The sequence below is a fragment of the Psychroflexus halocasei genome, assembly GCF_900107595.1.
Taxonomy (GTDB): domain Bacteria; phylum Bacteroidota; class Bacteroidia; order Flavobacteriales; family Flavobacteriaceae; genus Psychroflexus; species Psychroflexus halocasei.
Map to the genome: position 1 here is coordinate 196,409 of NZ_FNQF01000003.1, position 13,755 is coordinate 210,163.

General features: G+C 33.9%; 16 protein-coding genes. 8 read left to right on the forward strand and 8 right to left on the reverse strand.

The features are described 5' to 3' along the window. Positions 1-52 precede the first annotated feature (52 nt). Positions 53-985, forward strand: coding sequence for a hypothetical protein (locus BLV84_RS05055; protein WP_093240784.1), 933 nt, complete (start codon positions 53-55; stop codon positions 983-985). Between the two features lie 55 nt (positions 986-1,040). On the opposite strand, the gene BLV84_RS05060 is transcribed toward BLV84_RS05055, so the two are convergent. Continuing rightward, positions 1,041-1,568 carry a Smr/MutS family protein gene (locus BLV84_RS05060; protein ID WP_093240789.1) on the reverse strand — a complete coding sequence of 176 codons (528 nt, stop codon included), beginning with the start codon at positions 1,566-1,568 and terminating at the stop codon, positions 1,041-1,043. Positions 1,569-1,570: 2 nt separating this feature from the next. Continuing rightward, positions 1,571-1,843, reverse strand: coding sequence for a hypothetical protein (locus tag BLV84_RS05065; RefSeq protein WP_234953097.1), 273 nt, complete (start codon positions 1,841-1,843; stop codon positions 1,571-1,573). An 88-nt stretch (positions 1,844-1,931) separates the two neighbouring features. Between BLV84_RS05065 and BLV84_RS05070 the strand changes: the two genes are divergently transcribed. From BLV84_RS05070 to BLV84_RS05085, 4 genes are all read left to right on the forward strand, one after another. Next, complete coding sequence (locus BLV84_RS05070; RefSeq protein WP_234953098.1) at positions 1,932-2,309, forward strand: CD225/dispanin family protein; 378 nt, start codon at positions 1,932-1,934, stop codon at positions 2,307-2,309. A gap of 6 nt (positions 2,310-2,315) precedes the next feature. Further along, entirely contained in the window at positions 2,316-2,594 is a 279-nt protein-coding gene (locus tag BLV84_RS05075; RefSeq protein ID WP_093240792.1) for a CD225/dispanin family protein, read from the forward strand. Between the two features lie 3 nt (positions 2,595-2,597). Next, positions 2,598-3,005, forward strand: a complete 408-nt coding sequence (locus tag BLV84_RS05080) for a DUF2752 domain-containing protein (protein WP_093240796.1) — start codon at positions 2,598-2,600, stop codon at positions 3,003-3,005. A 61-nt stretch (positions 3,006-3,066) separates the two neighbouring features. Next, on the forward strand, positions 3,067-4,527 hold the full coding sequence (locus BLV84_RS05085; protein ID WP_093240800.1) for an aminoacyl-histidine dipeptidase: 1,461 nt from the start codon (positions 3,067-3,069) through the stop codon (positions 4,525-4,527). A gap of 77 nt (positions 4,528-4,604) precedes the next feature. On the opposite strand, the gene BLV84_RS05090 is transcribed toward BLV84_RS05085, so the two are convergent. The 4 genes from BLV84_RS05090 to BLV84_RS05105 all read right to left on the reverse strand — a co-directional run bounded on the left by BLV84_RS05090 (position 4,605) and on the right by BLV84_RS05105 (position 8,745). Beyond that, entirely contained in the window at positions 4,605-5,540 is a 936-nt protein-coding gene (locus BLV84_RS05090) for a formate/nitrite transporter family protein (RefSeq protein WP_200796258.1), read from the reverse strand. Between the two features lie 151 nt (positions 5,541-5,691). Further along, positions 5,692-6,981 (reverse strand): glutamate-1-semialdehyde 2,1-aminomutase, encoded by a 1,290-nt coding sequence (gene hemL, locus BLV84_RS05095; RefSeq protein ID WP_093240804.1) that lies wholly within the window; start codon positions 6,979-6,981, stop codon positions 5,692-5,694. Between the two features lie 7 nt (positions 6,982-6,988). Next, entirely contained in the window at positions 6,989-7,828 is an 840-nt protein-coding gene (locus BLV84_RS05100) for a glucosaminidase domain-containing protein (protein ID WP_093241137.1), read from the reverse strand. Beyond that, a complete protein-coding gene (locus BLV84_RS05105; protein ID WP_093240808.1) occupies positions 7,828-8,745 on the reverse strand; it encodes a 1-aminocyclopropane-1-carboxylate deaminase/D-cysteine desulfhydrase in 918 nt (305 codons plus the stop codon). Before BLV84_RS05105 ends, BLV84_RS05100 begins: the two co-directional genes overlap by 1 nt. 90 nt (positions 8,746-8,835) lie before the next feature. Here BLV84_RS05105 and BLV84_RS12495 point away from each other — a divergent pair, with 90 nt between their 5' ends. Genes BLV84_RS12495 through BLV84_RS05115 form a run of 3 tightly spaced genes read left to right on the forward strand, consistent with a single transcriptional unit; the run spans position 8,836 to position 11,576 of the window. After that, positions 8,836-8,997 carry a C1orf53 family protein gene (locus BLV84_RS12495; RefSeq protein WP_159429392.1) on the forward strand — a complete coding sequence of 54 codons (162 nt, stop codon included), beginning with the start codon at positions 8,836-8,838 and terminating at the stop codon, positions 8,995-8,997. Between the two features lie 12 nt (positions 8,998-9,009). Continuing rightward, complete coding sequence (locus BLV84_RS05110; RefSeq protein ID WP_093240812.1) at positions 9,010-11,031, forward strand: urocanate hydratase; 2,022 nt, start codon at positions 9,010-9,012, stop codon at positions 11,029-11,031. Positions 11,032-11,042: 11 nt separating this feature from the next. Beyond that, positions 11,043-11,576 (forward strand): DUF4136 domain-containing protein, encoded by a 534-nt coding sequence (locus tag BLV84_RS05115; RefSeq protein WP_093240816.1) that lies wholly within the window; start codon positions 11,043-11,045, stop codon positions 11,574-11,576. A gap of 62 nt (positions 11,577-11,638) precedes the next feature. On the opposite strand, the gene BLV84_RS05120 is transcribed toward BLV84_RS05115, so the two are convergent. Together BLV84_RS05120 and folK are read right to left on the reverse strand one after the other, a co-directional pair. Then, on the reverse strand, positions 11,639-12,565 hold the full coding sequence (locus tag BLV84_RS05120; protein WP_093240821.1) for a peptidylprolyl isomerase: 927 nt from the start codon (positions 12,563-12,565) through the stop codon (positions 11,639-11,641). Positions 12,566-12,575: 10 nt separating this feature from the next. Beyond that, positions 12,576-13,703, reverse strand: a complete 1,128-nt coding sequence (gene folK, locus BLV84_RS05125; protein WP_093240826.1) for a 2-amino-4-hydroxy-6-hydroxymethyldihydropteridine diphosphokinase — start codon at positions 13,701-13,703, stop codon at positions 12,576-12,578. Between the last annotated feature and the right edge of the window lie 52 nt (positions 13,704-13,755).

Sequence of the window (13,755 nt, forward strand, 5' to 3'; positions counted from 1 at the left end):
GCAGGCTTATTTTATATAAGATAGATATCATATTTTTGAAAAAAAAAATGTCATGAAGAAGGTCTTGGTTTTGATGTGTTTGATTTTAATGTCATGCGATGATGGTGATATCATTTATACAAACTTTAATTTTTCAGAAGAAACAACACTTAATATTTGTCAGGATAATAATGAGTATGTGTTACATTATGTTGACCAAGAGACTGCTGAAGCTGTTTCCTTCAAATTTACAAGTGCTGATTTTGAATTATCTTACACTGGATTTGACGCACCTGAAGATTTAATCATAGAAATAAACTCTTCTAATAAAATTAATTACAGACGTTTATCGTCTGCTACAAATTCCAATGATTATTTCTGTCAAAACATACCACCAAGTGTGCCTCAAGTTATTGAGGAGTTTACAAGTACTTCTGGCGGATTTGCAAGAATCGCTTTAGTAATTTATGAGCAAGATGATAATGATGGCGTTCCTAAAGAACTTGAAGATGTCAATAACAACGGAGACCTTTTTGACGATGACACTGATGGAGATGGGATTCCTAACTTTTTAGATGTTGATGATGACAATGATAATGTTTTGACTGAAGTTGAAATTATCAATGAAGACAATCCAAATATTTATCCTGATTTTGATGGAGACGGTATCCCAAATTATCTAGATGAAGATGATGACAATGATGGCGTCATCACGCGATATGAAGATATCAACGCGTTTGATAGCGGAAACCCAGAACCAATTTTGAATCCGGCTGATGATACAAATGCTGAAGGTGTACCAAATTACCTCAACCCTAATATCACTGAAAGTTTAGTCATTGATCAGTATAAACCAAATGTGGTGACAAGAAAATTTAGAGTTCAAATCGTGATTAATGATGTGACTTTAAAGAACACCAACAGCGATGAAACTGTCACACTTTCAACACTTAATCTTGGGAGAATTGAGACAAGCGTAGAAGAAGATTTAGCAAATCCAGAGTAAAAATCTTTAGAAAAGTATAATTTCAACCTTCTTTAAAAAGAAAAATTATTGAAATTTAATTGTCATAAATATAAATTTCTGTAGCACCAACTCCATAAGTTTTATAATCTGCGTCATAATAAGTAATTCGATCATAGCGCCTAAACAATGTTTCTAATTCAGCTTTTAGAACGCCTTGACCGACGCCATGAATAAAAACAATTTTTTTATGACGATGTTTTATTGCAGAATCAATCCTCCGCTGAGCTTCATTAAGTTGAATATTAAGCATTTCATAATTAGACATGTGTCGTGTTGTATCTGTTAAATTATGAATATGTAAATCTACTTCAATCACAGGAATTTCACGTAAAACCTTTTTAGATTTTTTCTTTTTTGGAGATAAATCGTCAATGATTTTTTGTTTGACATCAGCTTTATTGAAATCAACATCTAGATGATTTAACCTAGGGACAACTTCATTTTTAGATACTTCCATCTGAAAGCCATCCTCACTTTCAATCACATAAGAATCTTCTTTAATTTCAATGATTTCGGCCACCATTGCGTCATCAATTAACTCAACAAAATCACCAATTTTCATGATTAGTTTAATTTAGATTCATCTTCTGGTACATCTTCAATACTGTAGTCTTCTTCAAGATGATTTTCTGTAAGGTTTTCTTCATTTTCATCATTGTTCTTCGGATTATCTGACGCCCATTGTTTTGTAGAATTGTATAGACCTATCATTAAAATTACTAATCCTGCTATTTTTATGTAAACGATATCATCTACGGATACCAAATCATAAATAAGTAAGCCCGCACCTATAAGAATAAGAACAGCATTTACTGTTTGTCTCTTTGTGTTAATCATTTTTTTAATTTGTTGCAAAGTTAAAAATCAAATCGCATAAAACTTCTTAATAAAAAGAAATGTAATAGATTTTGAATATCTAAAAAAAATGTTAATTTTAAATTCCAAAAATTCACCTAATCCTAAATTATTAAAAATCATGGAAAATTTAAATGTCGAAAATCAAGAAATGCAAACACCGCCTAGTAATCACTTGGCAATGGCTATTATTTCAACCATTTTGTGTTGTAATCCACTAGGAATTGTCAGCATTGTCTATGCTAGTCAAGTGAATTCAAAATTTCAAGCAGGCGATTATGAAGGTGCACAAAAAGCCTCAAAAAATGCGAAGACTTGGTGGATCGTCGCAATAGTACTGAGTTTTGTAGCAGTTATTGGTTATGCAGTCTTCTTTTTTGCTTTTGCTGGTGATGCCTTAATGGAAGAGTTCCAAAGAGAAATGGAAAGACAACAAAGTTTACAGTAGAAAATTATGCTAGAAAAACCAACAACTCCACCCAATAACCATTTAGCGATGGCTATTATTTCAACATTACTATGCTGCCAACCCTTAGGCATTGTTAGTATTGTTTACGCTAGCCAAGTCAACTCAAAATTTATAGCTGGTGATTATATTGGCGCCGAACAAGCTTCTAAAAATGCTAAAACTTGGTGGATCGTTTCATTAGCAGTCGCAGCTATTGGCTATTTATTTATCTTTGCGATATATGGTATAGGATTTTTCTTAGCCTTTGTTCCTGACGATATTTAAATCATGAGCAAAAATTTAAAAATATTCACTTATACAGGTTTGGGCTTCATTGCTATTGCAGCTTCAAGCCTGTATTTGAATTTTAATCCAACTCAATTTAGTTTTTTTCCGCAATGTCCTTTCCATTATTTCACTGGTTTACATTGCCCTGGCTGTGGAACGCAGCGCGCAATCCATGATGTTCTTAATGGAAACATCATCAGTGGATTACAGCATAACATTCTTATCGTTTTAGCAATACTAGTTTTGACCTACAACGGATTTATCATGCTCAGAAAGCATTATTATCCTCAAAAAACTAAAAATCTTCTTTACCATAAAGCCACACCCATGATTTTATTTTTTACAATAATTTTTTATTGGATTGGTCGTAATATTCCTTTTGAACCCTTTACTTTTTTGGCACCTTAAATCTTAAAACTCATCTGAAAGAGTTTTAGAATTCTTATTTTCGCAAATAAAAATTTAGACGATGAGCAAAGAAATAAAAGAGTTGGAGCCGAAGCAAATTTGGTCAAATTTCGCAAAACTAAATGCTGTCCCTCGTCCTTCTAAAAAAGAAGAACGTGTGATTCAGTTTATGTTAGATTTTGGAAAGAGCTTAAATCTTGAAACTTTAAAAGATAATGAAGGAAATGTTATCATTAAAAAACCAGCAACGAAAGGTTTAGAAGACAGAAAAACGATTGTTCTTCAGTCTCACCTCGACATGGTTCACCAAAAAAATAATGACACTGATTTCGATTTCGACACACAAGGCATCGACATGTATGTTGATGGTGATTGGGTTCGTGCAAAAGGCACAACACTTGGCGCTGACAATGGCTTAGGTGTTGCCACAATGATGGCTATTCTTGAAAGTGATAGCATTGAGCACCCAACTATCGAAGCCTTGTTTACGATTGATGAAGAAACAGGAATGACTGGTGCTAAAAACCTTGACAGTACAATATTAAAAGGTGATATTCTTTTAAATCTTGACACTGAAGAAGATGATGAAATAGGCATTGGTTGTGCTGGTGGTGTTGATATTTCAGCAACGCGTTTTTATATTGAAGAATCAACACCAGAAGATTCTGTTGGTATGAAGATTACAGTCAATGGCTTGAATGGTGGTCATTCAGGGATGGATATCATCAAAGGTTTAGGAAACGCTAATAAATTTCAGAACAGAGTTCTTTTCCAAGCTCATGAAAAACAACAGATAAGAATCCATGAAATTCATGGTGGCGGTTTACGCAATGCGATCCCAAGAGAAAGCGTTTCTGTTGTGAGTGTTAATAAATCTAAACTCGATGTATTTAAAAAGGATTTTAAGAGTTTAGCAAACGAGATTAAAACTGAATATAAAAGTCTAGAACCAAATCTTCAGATTCAATATGAAGAAGTTGAGACGCCATCAAAAGTGATGAGTATTGATGTTCAAGATTTACTTGTGAAATCAATTTACGCAGCTCATAATGGTGTTTACAGAATGAGTCCTGACGTTGAAGGTTTGGTAGAAACATCAAACAATATTGCAAGAGTATCTGTTGAAGAAGGAAAAATAGAAATTCACTGCTTAACGCGTTCTTCAGTAGATAGCACAAAAAATGATTTGGCAAACTCACTAAAAAGTGGATTTGATTTAGCTGGATTTCAAGTTGAGTTGACAGGAGATTATCCAGGTTGGTCGCCAAACCCTGACTCAAAAATACTAACTGTTTTGGATGAAGTCTATCAAAAACAAAATGGCGAGAAAGCAGAAATTGCAGCTTGCCATGCAGGTTTAGAATGTGGAATTATTGGAAGTCATTACCCTGAGATGGATATGATTTCTTTTGGACCTACAATTCGCGGCGCTCACTCACCTGACGAACGCGCTAGCATTTCAAGCACACAGAAGTTTTGGGACTTAACACTTGAAGTATTAAAGAATATACCAAAAAAGTAATTTTTCTTTTTTAATAATAAAAAAATGCTCCAATTTATGATAAGTTGGAGCATTTCTATTTGAATAGTTATCATGTTTTATTTCTCATTAATTTCAAAAATTCGATATTTAAACAATCCAACAACAATTGCGCCTCCTATACCATTTCCAATTAATACTAAAAGAAGAAATAATAAATAATCTGAGAAATGAACTGAATCTGAATAAAGCAAAGCACCAAAAGCCTCTAAGTTACCAACAATACTATGATGAAGCCCAACAAAACCAATTGTACCTGTAATAAGAAATATCAATACAATTCTTGTTAAAATTTCTTCAGTTGTATTTAAAAGCCAAGTGAGTAAACCCATTAACCAGCCCGCAGAGATAGCACTTAAGAAAACAACCCAAAACTTTTGATCTATCACATGAGTCCCAATTTTTAACATGGTATTTTGGTCAAATAAATTTAATTCATCTGCTGTGGCACCAATAAACAATACAAATAAAATACCGCCGATTAGATTTCCAGAAATTACGATTCCCCAAACTTTAAGCATTTCCCAAATGCTTCGCTGACCATTAAGAACTGGTAATGCCAAAACTGAAGTTTGCTCGGTAAATAATGCTGATTTACCTAAAATCACTAAAATAAAGCCTAATGGATAAGCAAGACCAAAAAGCTTATAGATAATCTGTTCGTCTACACTACCATTCAATAAATAAAACAAAGCGCAAATGAGTAAGTAACTAAAGCCAATTTCTAATCCTGCAATCGTTGAGCTTAGTAATACCGAAACTTTATTTAAATTAAATATTTTCTCGCCTTCATTAATAACACGACTTAAAATATCAGAATAGCCTTTACCATCAGATACTCTTTTAGATTTTTCTTCTAAGTCTTTTTGATGTTCTTCCTGATTCTCTTCTTTTTCAATCTCTCTTATTCTCTCCTTTTCATCTTCTTCATTTTGCTTGCTTCCAGTAACTTTTCGGCCTTCTCTTTTATTAATATTCTCTTTTTCTTCATCCATGTTTCGCTTTTATATCGATGTATTTATATTTTTTAATCATGTAAAATAGCAATTAAATTTATTTTAAATAAATAGTAGAAGCGTTAATAAAAACAGAAAAAGCTCCAGTTTAAATAAATTGGAGCTTTTTCTAATAATTATTGTCTGTTTATTATTTTAATTCAGGTGCTAAATCAGCAAAAGCTTGAATTGTTACATCTAAATCTTCATAAGATAGTTTGTTGTTTAAGAAGTAACTTTCAAAAGCACTTGGTGGTAAATAAACACCTCTATTCAACATGCCATGGAAATATTTCTTAAAAGTTTCGTTGTTTCCTTCTGCAGCAGATTCAAAATCATTGACTTTGTTTTCACAGAAATGAACTGAAATCATAGATCCTTCACGGTTAACTTGAGCTGTTAAACCGCTATCATCAATGACTTTCTGAAAACCTTTGTGTAAATATTCTGTTTTCTCAGCTAATTCTTTATAAATCTCTGGATTTGCATTTAATTCTTTTAGCATCGCAAGACCAGCAGACATTGCTAATGGATTTCCACTTAATGTTCCTGCCTGGTAAACTGGTCCTTCTGGCGCCAAATAATTCATAATTTGAGACGATGCTGCAAAAGCGCCAACGGGTAAACCTCCTCCAATCACTTTACCAAAAGTGACAATATCAGCTTTAATCCCTAAATACTCTTGCGCACCACCTTTTCCAAGTCTAAATCCTGTCATCACCTCGTCAAAAATCAACAGAATATCATTGTCATCACAGAGTTCTCTCAAGCCTTCAATAAACTCTTTTGTTGGCGAGATGCATCCCATATTTCCAGCGATTGGCTCAAGAATAATACAAGCTATTTGTTTCGGATTTCCATCAATCAATTTCTCTACACTCTCAAGGTCGTTATAGTTTGCCAAAAGTGTATCTTGAGCAGTTCCTTTTGTCACGCCTGGGGAATTTGGCGATCCAAAAGTGACAGCTCCACTTCCAGCCTGAATTAAAAACGAATCACTATGTCCGTGGTAACAACCTGCAAATTTGATAATTTTCTCACGATTTGTATAACCTCTTGCCAATCTTACAGCGCTCATACAAGCCTCAGTTCCTGAATTAACAAAACGAATCTTATCAATATTTGGCACCATTTCAACAGCTAATTTAGCTATTTCGGTTTCAATTTCAGTTGGTGTTCCAAAAGAGGTTCCTTTTTTAGTTTTGTCAATAACCGCATCAACAACAGGTTGAAAAGCATGACCTAAAATCATCGGCCCCCAAGAGGCGATGTAATCAATAAGTTTGTTCCCGTCTTCATCATACAAATAAGCACCTTCAGCTTTTTTGATATAAATCGGGTCGCCACCGACAGCATTAAATGCACGCACTGGAGAGTTGACTCCACCTGGAATGTATTTTTTTGCTTCATCAAACAAAGCACTACTTCTTTTGTAAATCATATCTACTTTATTTTAATTTTAAAATTTGACCAATTGAAAGATGGTTTGATTTCAAATTATTTAATTTTTTTATTCTTTCAACTGATAAATGGTATTTTTCTGCAATACCATATAATGTATCACCACTTCTAACATGATGTACATTTTTATCATGTGTAATTTTTCTTGGTCTAGGTAAATCTTTCCCTTCGGATTTACCAATAACTTGAAGGTCATAATTATGCAAATCATAACGTTCAATTAAACTGATTAACTTCTGAGGATAACGAGGATCAGTCGCATAACCTGCTCGCTTTAAACCTCTCGCCCAAGATTTATAATCATCTCTTTTATAATCAAATAAAAAAGCATAGCGTGAACGCTCATATAAAAACAATGAATGATCTCTAAATGAATATTTAGGATCGATGTATTTTCTGAAACACTCTTGTGCTGTATCATCATCATGGTAAACCTTTTCTCCTTGCCATCCATTACATTTGATCCCAAAATGATTATTACTTCTTCGTGTTAAATCACCTTTTCCACTGCCTGACTCCAAAATACCTTGTGCTAAGGTGATACTCGCCGGAATACCGTAAAGTCTCATCTCTTCTTGTGCAATTCCTGCAAAATTATAAATATATTGCTCAACAGCAGACAGAGCAGGCACTTCTACAACTTTGGTTTCTTCCTTGAGTTTTGGATCATCATAATCCTTCTCAGAGACGGGATGTGGTACTTGTTTTTGAACAGTTTCTTTAGGCTGTGGTCTTTCTCCTGATTTTTTAGAAGCATTTTTTTTGGCTCCACAAGAGTGAAGCGCAAATGCAATGACCAATAAACTGAGTAATAGAGTTCTTTTCATCATATTATTTCATAGTTATTTTTTGAACGCAATTTAGCATTAAACCCATCGATTCCTTGTAAACCGCCAGTATGAATCGCTAAAATACGAGTATTTTTTTGAAATTGATTTTTCTCTATCATTTCGTATAAACCGTATATCATTTTCCCTGTATAAATTGGGTCAAGTTGCACTTGGTATTTTTGCTTAAAACAATTTATAAAATCTATTAAATCTTTATTATACTTTGCATAACCTCCAAAATGATATTGTGCTTCTAACGTGTAATTTTGACGTTGCGTATATTTTTGAATTTCATTTTTAAAAAAATCACCTTTTAAAGCAGGAAAGCCTAACAAATGTTGATGAGGTTCTGATGATTTTAATAAACCAACAAATGTCCCTGAAGTTCCTAAAGCACAGGCGATGTAATCAAATTGTTTATCTTCTTCTGTAAGAATTTCCTGACAACCCAAAATTGCTTTTTCATTTGTACCACCTTCAGGAATCACAAGTAAATCAAAATCTTCTAAAAGCTTTTGCAACAAAGGCATTTCATCTTTCAACCGATAATCCTGTCGTGATACAAAATAAAGCTTCATGCCAGCCTCATTTGCAGTTCTTAAAGTTTCATTTTGACACAAAGTTTTTTCTAAATCGACTCCCAATTCATCACCACGAATCACACCTATACAATTTAAGTTTAACATTTCACAGGCTTTTGCCGTCGCCAGAATATGATTTGAAAAAGCACCACCAAAAGTCAACACAGTCTGATTTTTACGAACATCAATTAAATTATATTTCAGTTTTCGAAACTTATTTCCAGAGACTTCTGGATGAATTTGATCTTCGCGTTTTAAGTAAATTTCAACACCTTTATACTTCTCTATGAAAAGGTTGTCAGAAATTGGTGTATTTTTAAAGAAATTTGTGATAGGGTTATTTTTTTAGTTTCAATAATTTATAATTTCACCACAAAATTACATGCAAAATCCAAATAAACATTTGATTTTGTAAATTTGTCTATGAGCTTTTTTAAAAAAAGAATTCCACCTGAAGAAGGCGATTATTATTTAACGCCTGAAGGCTATCGCTGTTTTACTGAACAATATCATCTTAAACGTGGCTATTGTTGTAAAAGCGGTTGCAGACATTGCCCTTATGGATTTGATAAAAACACACAATAACAACTGAACACTATGACATTTTCTGAAGAAATTTTAGAAGGAATCCCACATCTGCTTCCTGAAAAACAAGCTTTAAATAACAAAATCAATCACGCACCTAAACGTAAAAAAACACTTTCTGCAAACGATGAAAAACTTGCTCTTAAAAATGCTTTGCGTTATTTTGAACCTCAACACCACAAAGTTTTAGCAGAAGAATTTAAAGAAGAATTACAAGAATACGGACGTATTTATATGTATAGATTTAAACCTCAACATAAAATCTACGCTCGACCAATTGATGAATATCCCGGCAAAAGTATACAAGCAAAAGCAATTATGCTGATGATACAGAACAACTTGGATCATGCAGTTGCTCAACATCCGGACGAACTTATCACTTATGGTGGAAATGGAGCTGTTTTTCAAAACTGGGCTCAATATCGTTTAACCATGAAATATTTGGCTGAAATGACTAACGAGCAAACTTTAGCCATGTATTCTGGTCATCCAATGGGATTATTCCCATCAAGTGAATTGGCGCCTCGTGTTGTTGTCACCAACGGAATGGTCATTCCTAATTATTCAAAACCTGATCATTGGGAAAAGTTTAATGCGCTTGGTGTTTCTCAATATGGGCAAATGACAGCTGGAAGCTATATGTACATTGGACCACAAGGTATTGTTCACGGAACAACAATTACAGTTTTAAACGGGTTTAGAAAAATAAATAAATCTCCAAAAGGCGGATTATTTGTCACTGCTGGACTTGGTGGTATGAGTGGTGCACAACCAAAAGCTGGAAATATTGCTGGTTGTGTGACTGTTTGTGCTGAAGTCAATCCGAAAGCAACAAAAGTTCGTCACGATCAAAATTGGGTTGATGAAGTGATAGAAGAGACCGATAAGCTTGTCAAACGCGTTAAAAAAGCTAAGGAAAACGGTGAAGTTGTTTCTATTGCTTATCAAGGTAATATTGTTGATGTATGGGAAGCTTTTGATGAAGCGAATGTCACCATCGATTTAGGAAGTGACCAAACTTCATTACACAACCCTTGGGCTGGCGGCTATTATCCTGCAGGTTTGAGTTATGAAGAAGCCAATGAATTGATGGCTAAAGATCCTGATCAATTTAAAGAAAAGGTACAAGAAAGCTTAAGAAGACAGACAGATGCCATCAATAAACATACTGCAAAAGGAACTTATTTTTTTGATTACGGAAACGCATTTTTATTAGAGGCTTCACGCGCTGGCGCTAAAATCTATAAAGATGATCAAGGCAAGATGGTCAGCAAAAAACAGTTGAACAATGATGAAGCAGCATTTGCTTACCCAAGCTATGTACAAGACATTATGGGTCCAATGTGTTTCGATTATGGTTTTGGTCCTTTCCGTTGGGTTTGTGCTTCTGGAAAAACTGAAGACTTACAAAAAACAGATGATATCGCAACACAAGTTTTAGAAGAGCTAAAAAATAAAGCAACTGATGACATTAAGCAACAAATGCAAGACAACATCACTTGGATAAAAGGTGCGATGAATAATAATTTGGTTGTCGGTTCACAAGCCAGAATTTTATATGCTGATGCTGAAGGTCGAATGAAAATTGCCGAAGCTTTTAATAAAGCCATCGAGAAAGGAGAAATTGGTCATGTTATTCTTGGTCGTGACCATCATGACGTCTCAGGAACAGATTCACCATATCGCGAAACTTCTAACATATATGATGGCAGTCAATTTACGGCTGATATGGCCATACAAAATGTAATTGGCGATAGCTTTAGAGGAGCGACTTGGGTGAGCATTCACAACGGCGGAGGTGTCGGCTGGGGCGAAGTAATTAACGGTGGTTTTGGTATGATACTTGATGGTACTAAAGCATCGGAAACAAAGTTAAAATCTATGTTACATTGGGATGTTAATAATGGCATTTCAAGACGTAGTTGGGCAAGAAACCAAGGCGCTGTTGATACTATTAAACGCGCTATGGAAACAGAACCTTTACTCAAAGTGACCCTTCCTAATTTTGTTGATGACGACATTATTAACACTTAAAATCTATTATTATGAAAGCTTTAAAATTACTCAGCTTATTTACTTTTATTGCAATATTATCTTCATGTAGCAGTGTGAAGGTTGCAACAGATTACGATAAAGAAGCTGACTTTGACAAATACAATACTTTTGCATTTTACAAACCAGGCATTGATGAGGCTAAAATTTCAGATCTTGATAAAAAAAGAGTTTTACGTGCCATTGATTTAGAACTTAGAGCCAAAGGTTTTACTAAATCAGAGAACCCAGATTTTTTAATCAGTTTTTTCACTGAATCACGTGAAGAAATTAATGTTTATCAAAATAATTATGGTTATACGTGGGGTTGGAGTCCATACTATTACGGGCATCAAAACACAATTACGAGTAGCACAGAAGGAACACTTTATATTGATGTGATTGATCGAGAAACCAATCAATTGATTTGGCAAGGAATGGGAAAAGGTTATTTAGAAACCGATTCAAATAAGAAAACTGAGCGAATTAGTGAAATTGTTCATGAAATCATCGCTCAATACCCTCCTCAAGAAGAGGATAAGAAGTAAATCAAAAAACCGTCTTTAACTCTAATGAAGACGGTTTTTTTATGCTTTAAAGCTAACTAGAACTACACCACTTCAACATCAAAAATCAAAATTGAATTGGCAGGAATAACGCCAGGAATATCACGTTCACCGTATGCCAAATGTGGCGGAATGACAAACTGAGCTTTTGCGCCTTTTGATAGTAACTGCAGACCTTCATCCCAACCTGAGATCACTTGTCCTTGACCTAAAACGAAATTGATAGGTTGCTTTCTTTCAATTGAAGAATCAAAAACCTGACCTGTACTCAATTTTCCTGTGTAATGAATATTAACAGACTCTCCAGCTTTCAATTGATCGCCTTTTCCTTCATTTAAAACTTTATAGTAAAGTCCTGAATCTGTTTTTTTATAGCTCTCATCAACCAAGGCTTTTACTTTATCTTCAAGTGCTGCCTTAGCTTTTGCTTCTCTTTCTGCTTTGGCAGAATTAAATTTTTTAAACACCTCTACTGCATCAAAAGATTCAGCAGCGTCACCTTTTCTGATAATTTCAAGTGTTTCAATTTTATCTCCTTGCTGAATTTTATCAACAACATCTTGACCTTCTTCTACATAGCCAAAAACAGCATGTTTTCCATCTAACCAAGGTGTTTCGTTATGCGTGATAAAAAACTGACTCCCATTTGTACCTGGCCCAGCATTTGCCATTGATAAAACACCACCTCTATTGTGTTTTAAATCTTCATGAAATTCATCTTCAAAATTGTATCCAGGTCCACCCGTTCCGTTACCTGCAGGATCACCACCTTGTATCATGAAATCTTGAATCACACGATGAAACTTAAGCCCATCATAATAAGGTTCTCCTAAAGCTTTAGCATCATTTTCGATTTTACCTTCTGCCAATCCTACAAAGTTAGCAACAGTTCCTGGTGTTTTTTTAAATGTAAGTTCAACAAGAATATCACCTTTATTAGTTTTAAAATTTGCGTATAGTCCTTCTTTCATTTTTATTAATTTATGCAATTGAGTTATTAATTATTTTGATCATTTCATTATAATCTTGTCGATTATTGACGAAATCAACTTCTGCCATGTCTATTAACTTCACTTTTAAATCTCTTTGATTTTTTATAAATTCTAAATAGCCATGGTTAATTTTTTCTAAATAATCTGGCGCTATATTTTGTTCATATTCACGACCCCTTTTTTTAATATTTTTTAAAAGTTGAGAAGTGCTGCGATACAAATAAACATACAGGTCTGGTTTTGGAACTTCGCTATACATCACTTTAAAGATTTTTCTATATAAATTAAACTCGTCATCTTCTAAAGTCACTTTTGCGAAAATTAAAGATTTATGGACATCATAATCAGCGACAACAAAATCACTAAACAAATCAAATTGTGAAATATCATCTAAAATTTGTTGATGTCGATCTGCCAAAAAAGACATTTCTAAAGAAAAAGCATAGCGTTTTTGATCTTCATAAAATTTTGGTAAAAACGCATTGTCCTTAAATCGTTCAAGAATCAATTTGGCATTAAAATCCTCAGAAATCATTGTTGACAAACTTGTTTTTCCTGAACCAATGTTTCCTTCTATCGCTAAAAAATTCAAATGTTTCAGCTGGTTATATTCAGGTTTTAATTCATCTGAACTTATTGTGATTTCTGAATCATCAAGTGTTGAATTCTTTAAGCTTTCAATAGTTAATTTCAATATTGGGTGCTCAAAATCAGGAATCAAATCAGCTAATGGATAAAGCACAAATTTACGTTCAGCTAAGCGCGGATGTGGTACTTGCAAGCTTGAAGTTTCTATCTTTTCGTTTTCATAAAAAACAATATCTAAGTCTATAGGTCTGCTTGCGTAAGAATTGCTGATGCGCTTACGACCCATTGAAAGCTCGATTGAAAGAAGTTTTTCAAGTAAATCTTCAGCTGAAAATCGTGTTCTAATTTCAAGGCAAGCATTGTAAAAATTTTCTCCCTCAAATCCCCAAGCTGGTGTATCATAAACTTTTGAAACGCGAAGAACATCACCAATATGTGTATATATTTCCGAGATTGCCTTTTGTAAATAGCCAAGTTTGTTCCCTTGATTACTACCAATAGCAATATAAGCCAGTCGATTTTTATCCAAAAGTTAAGAAAAGTTTAGTACAAAAAGCTGAACAAATTCATAATTTGCACAA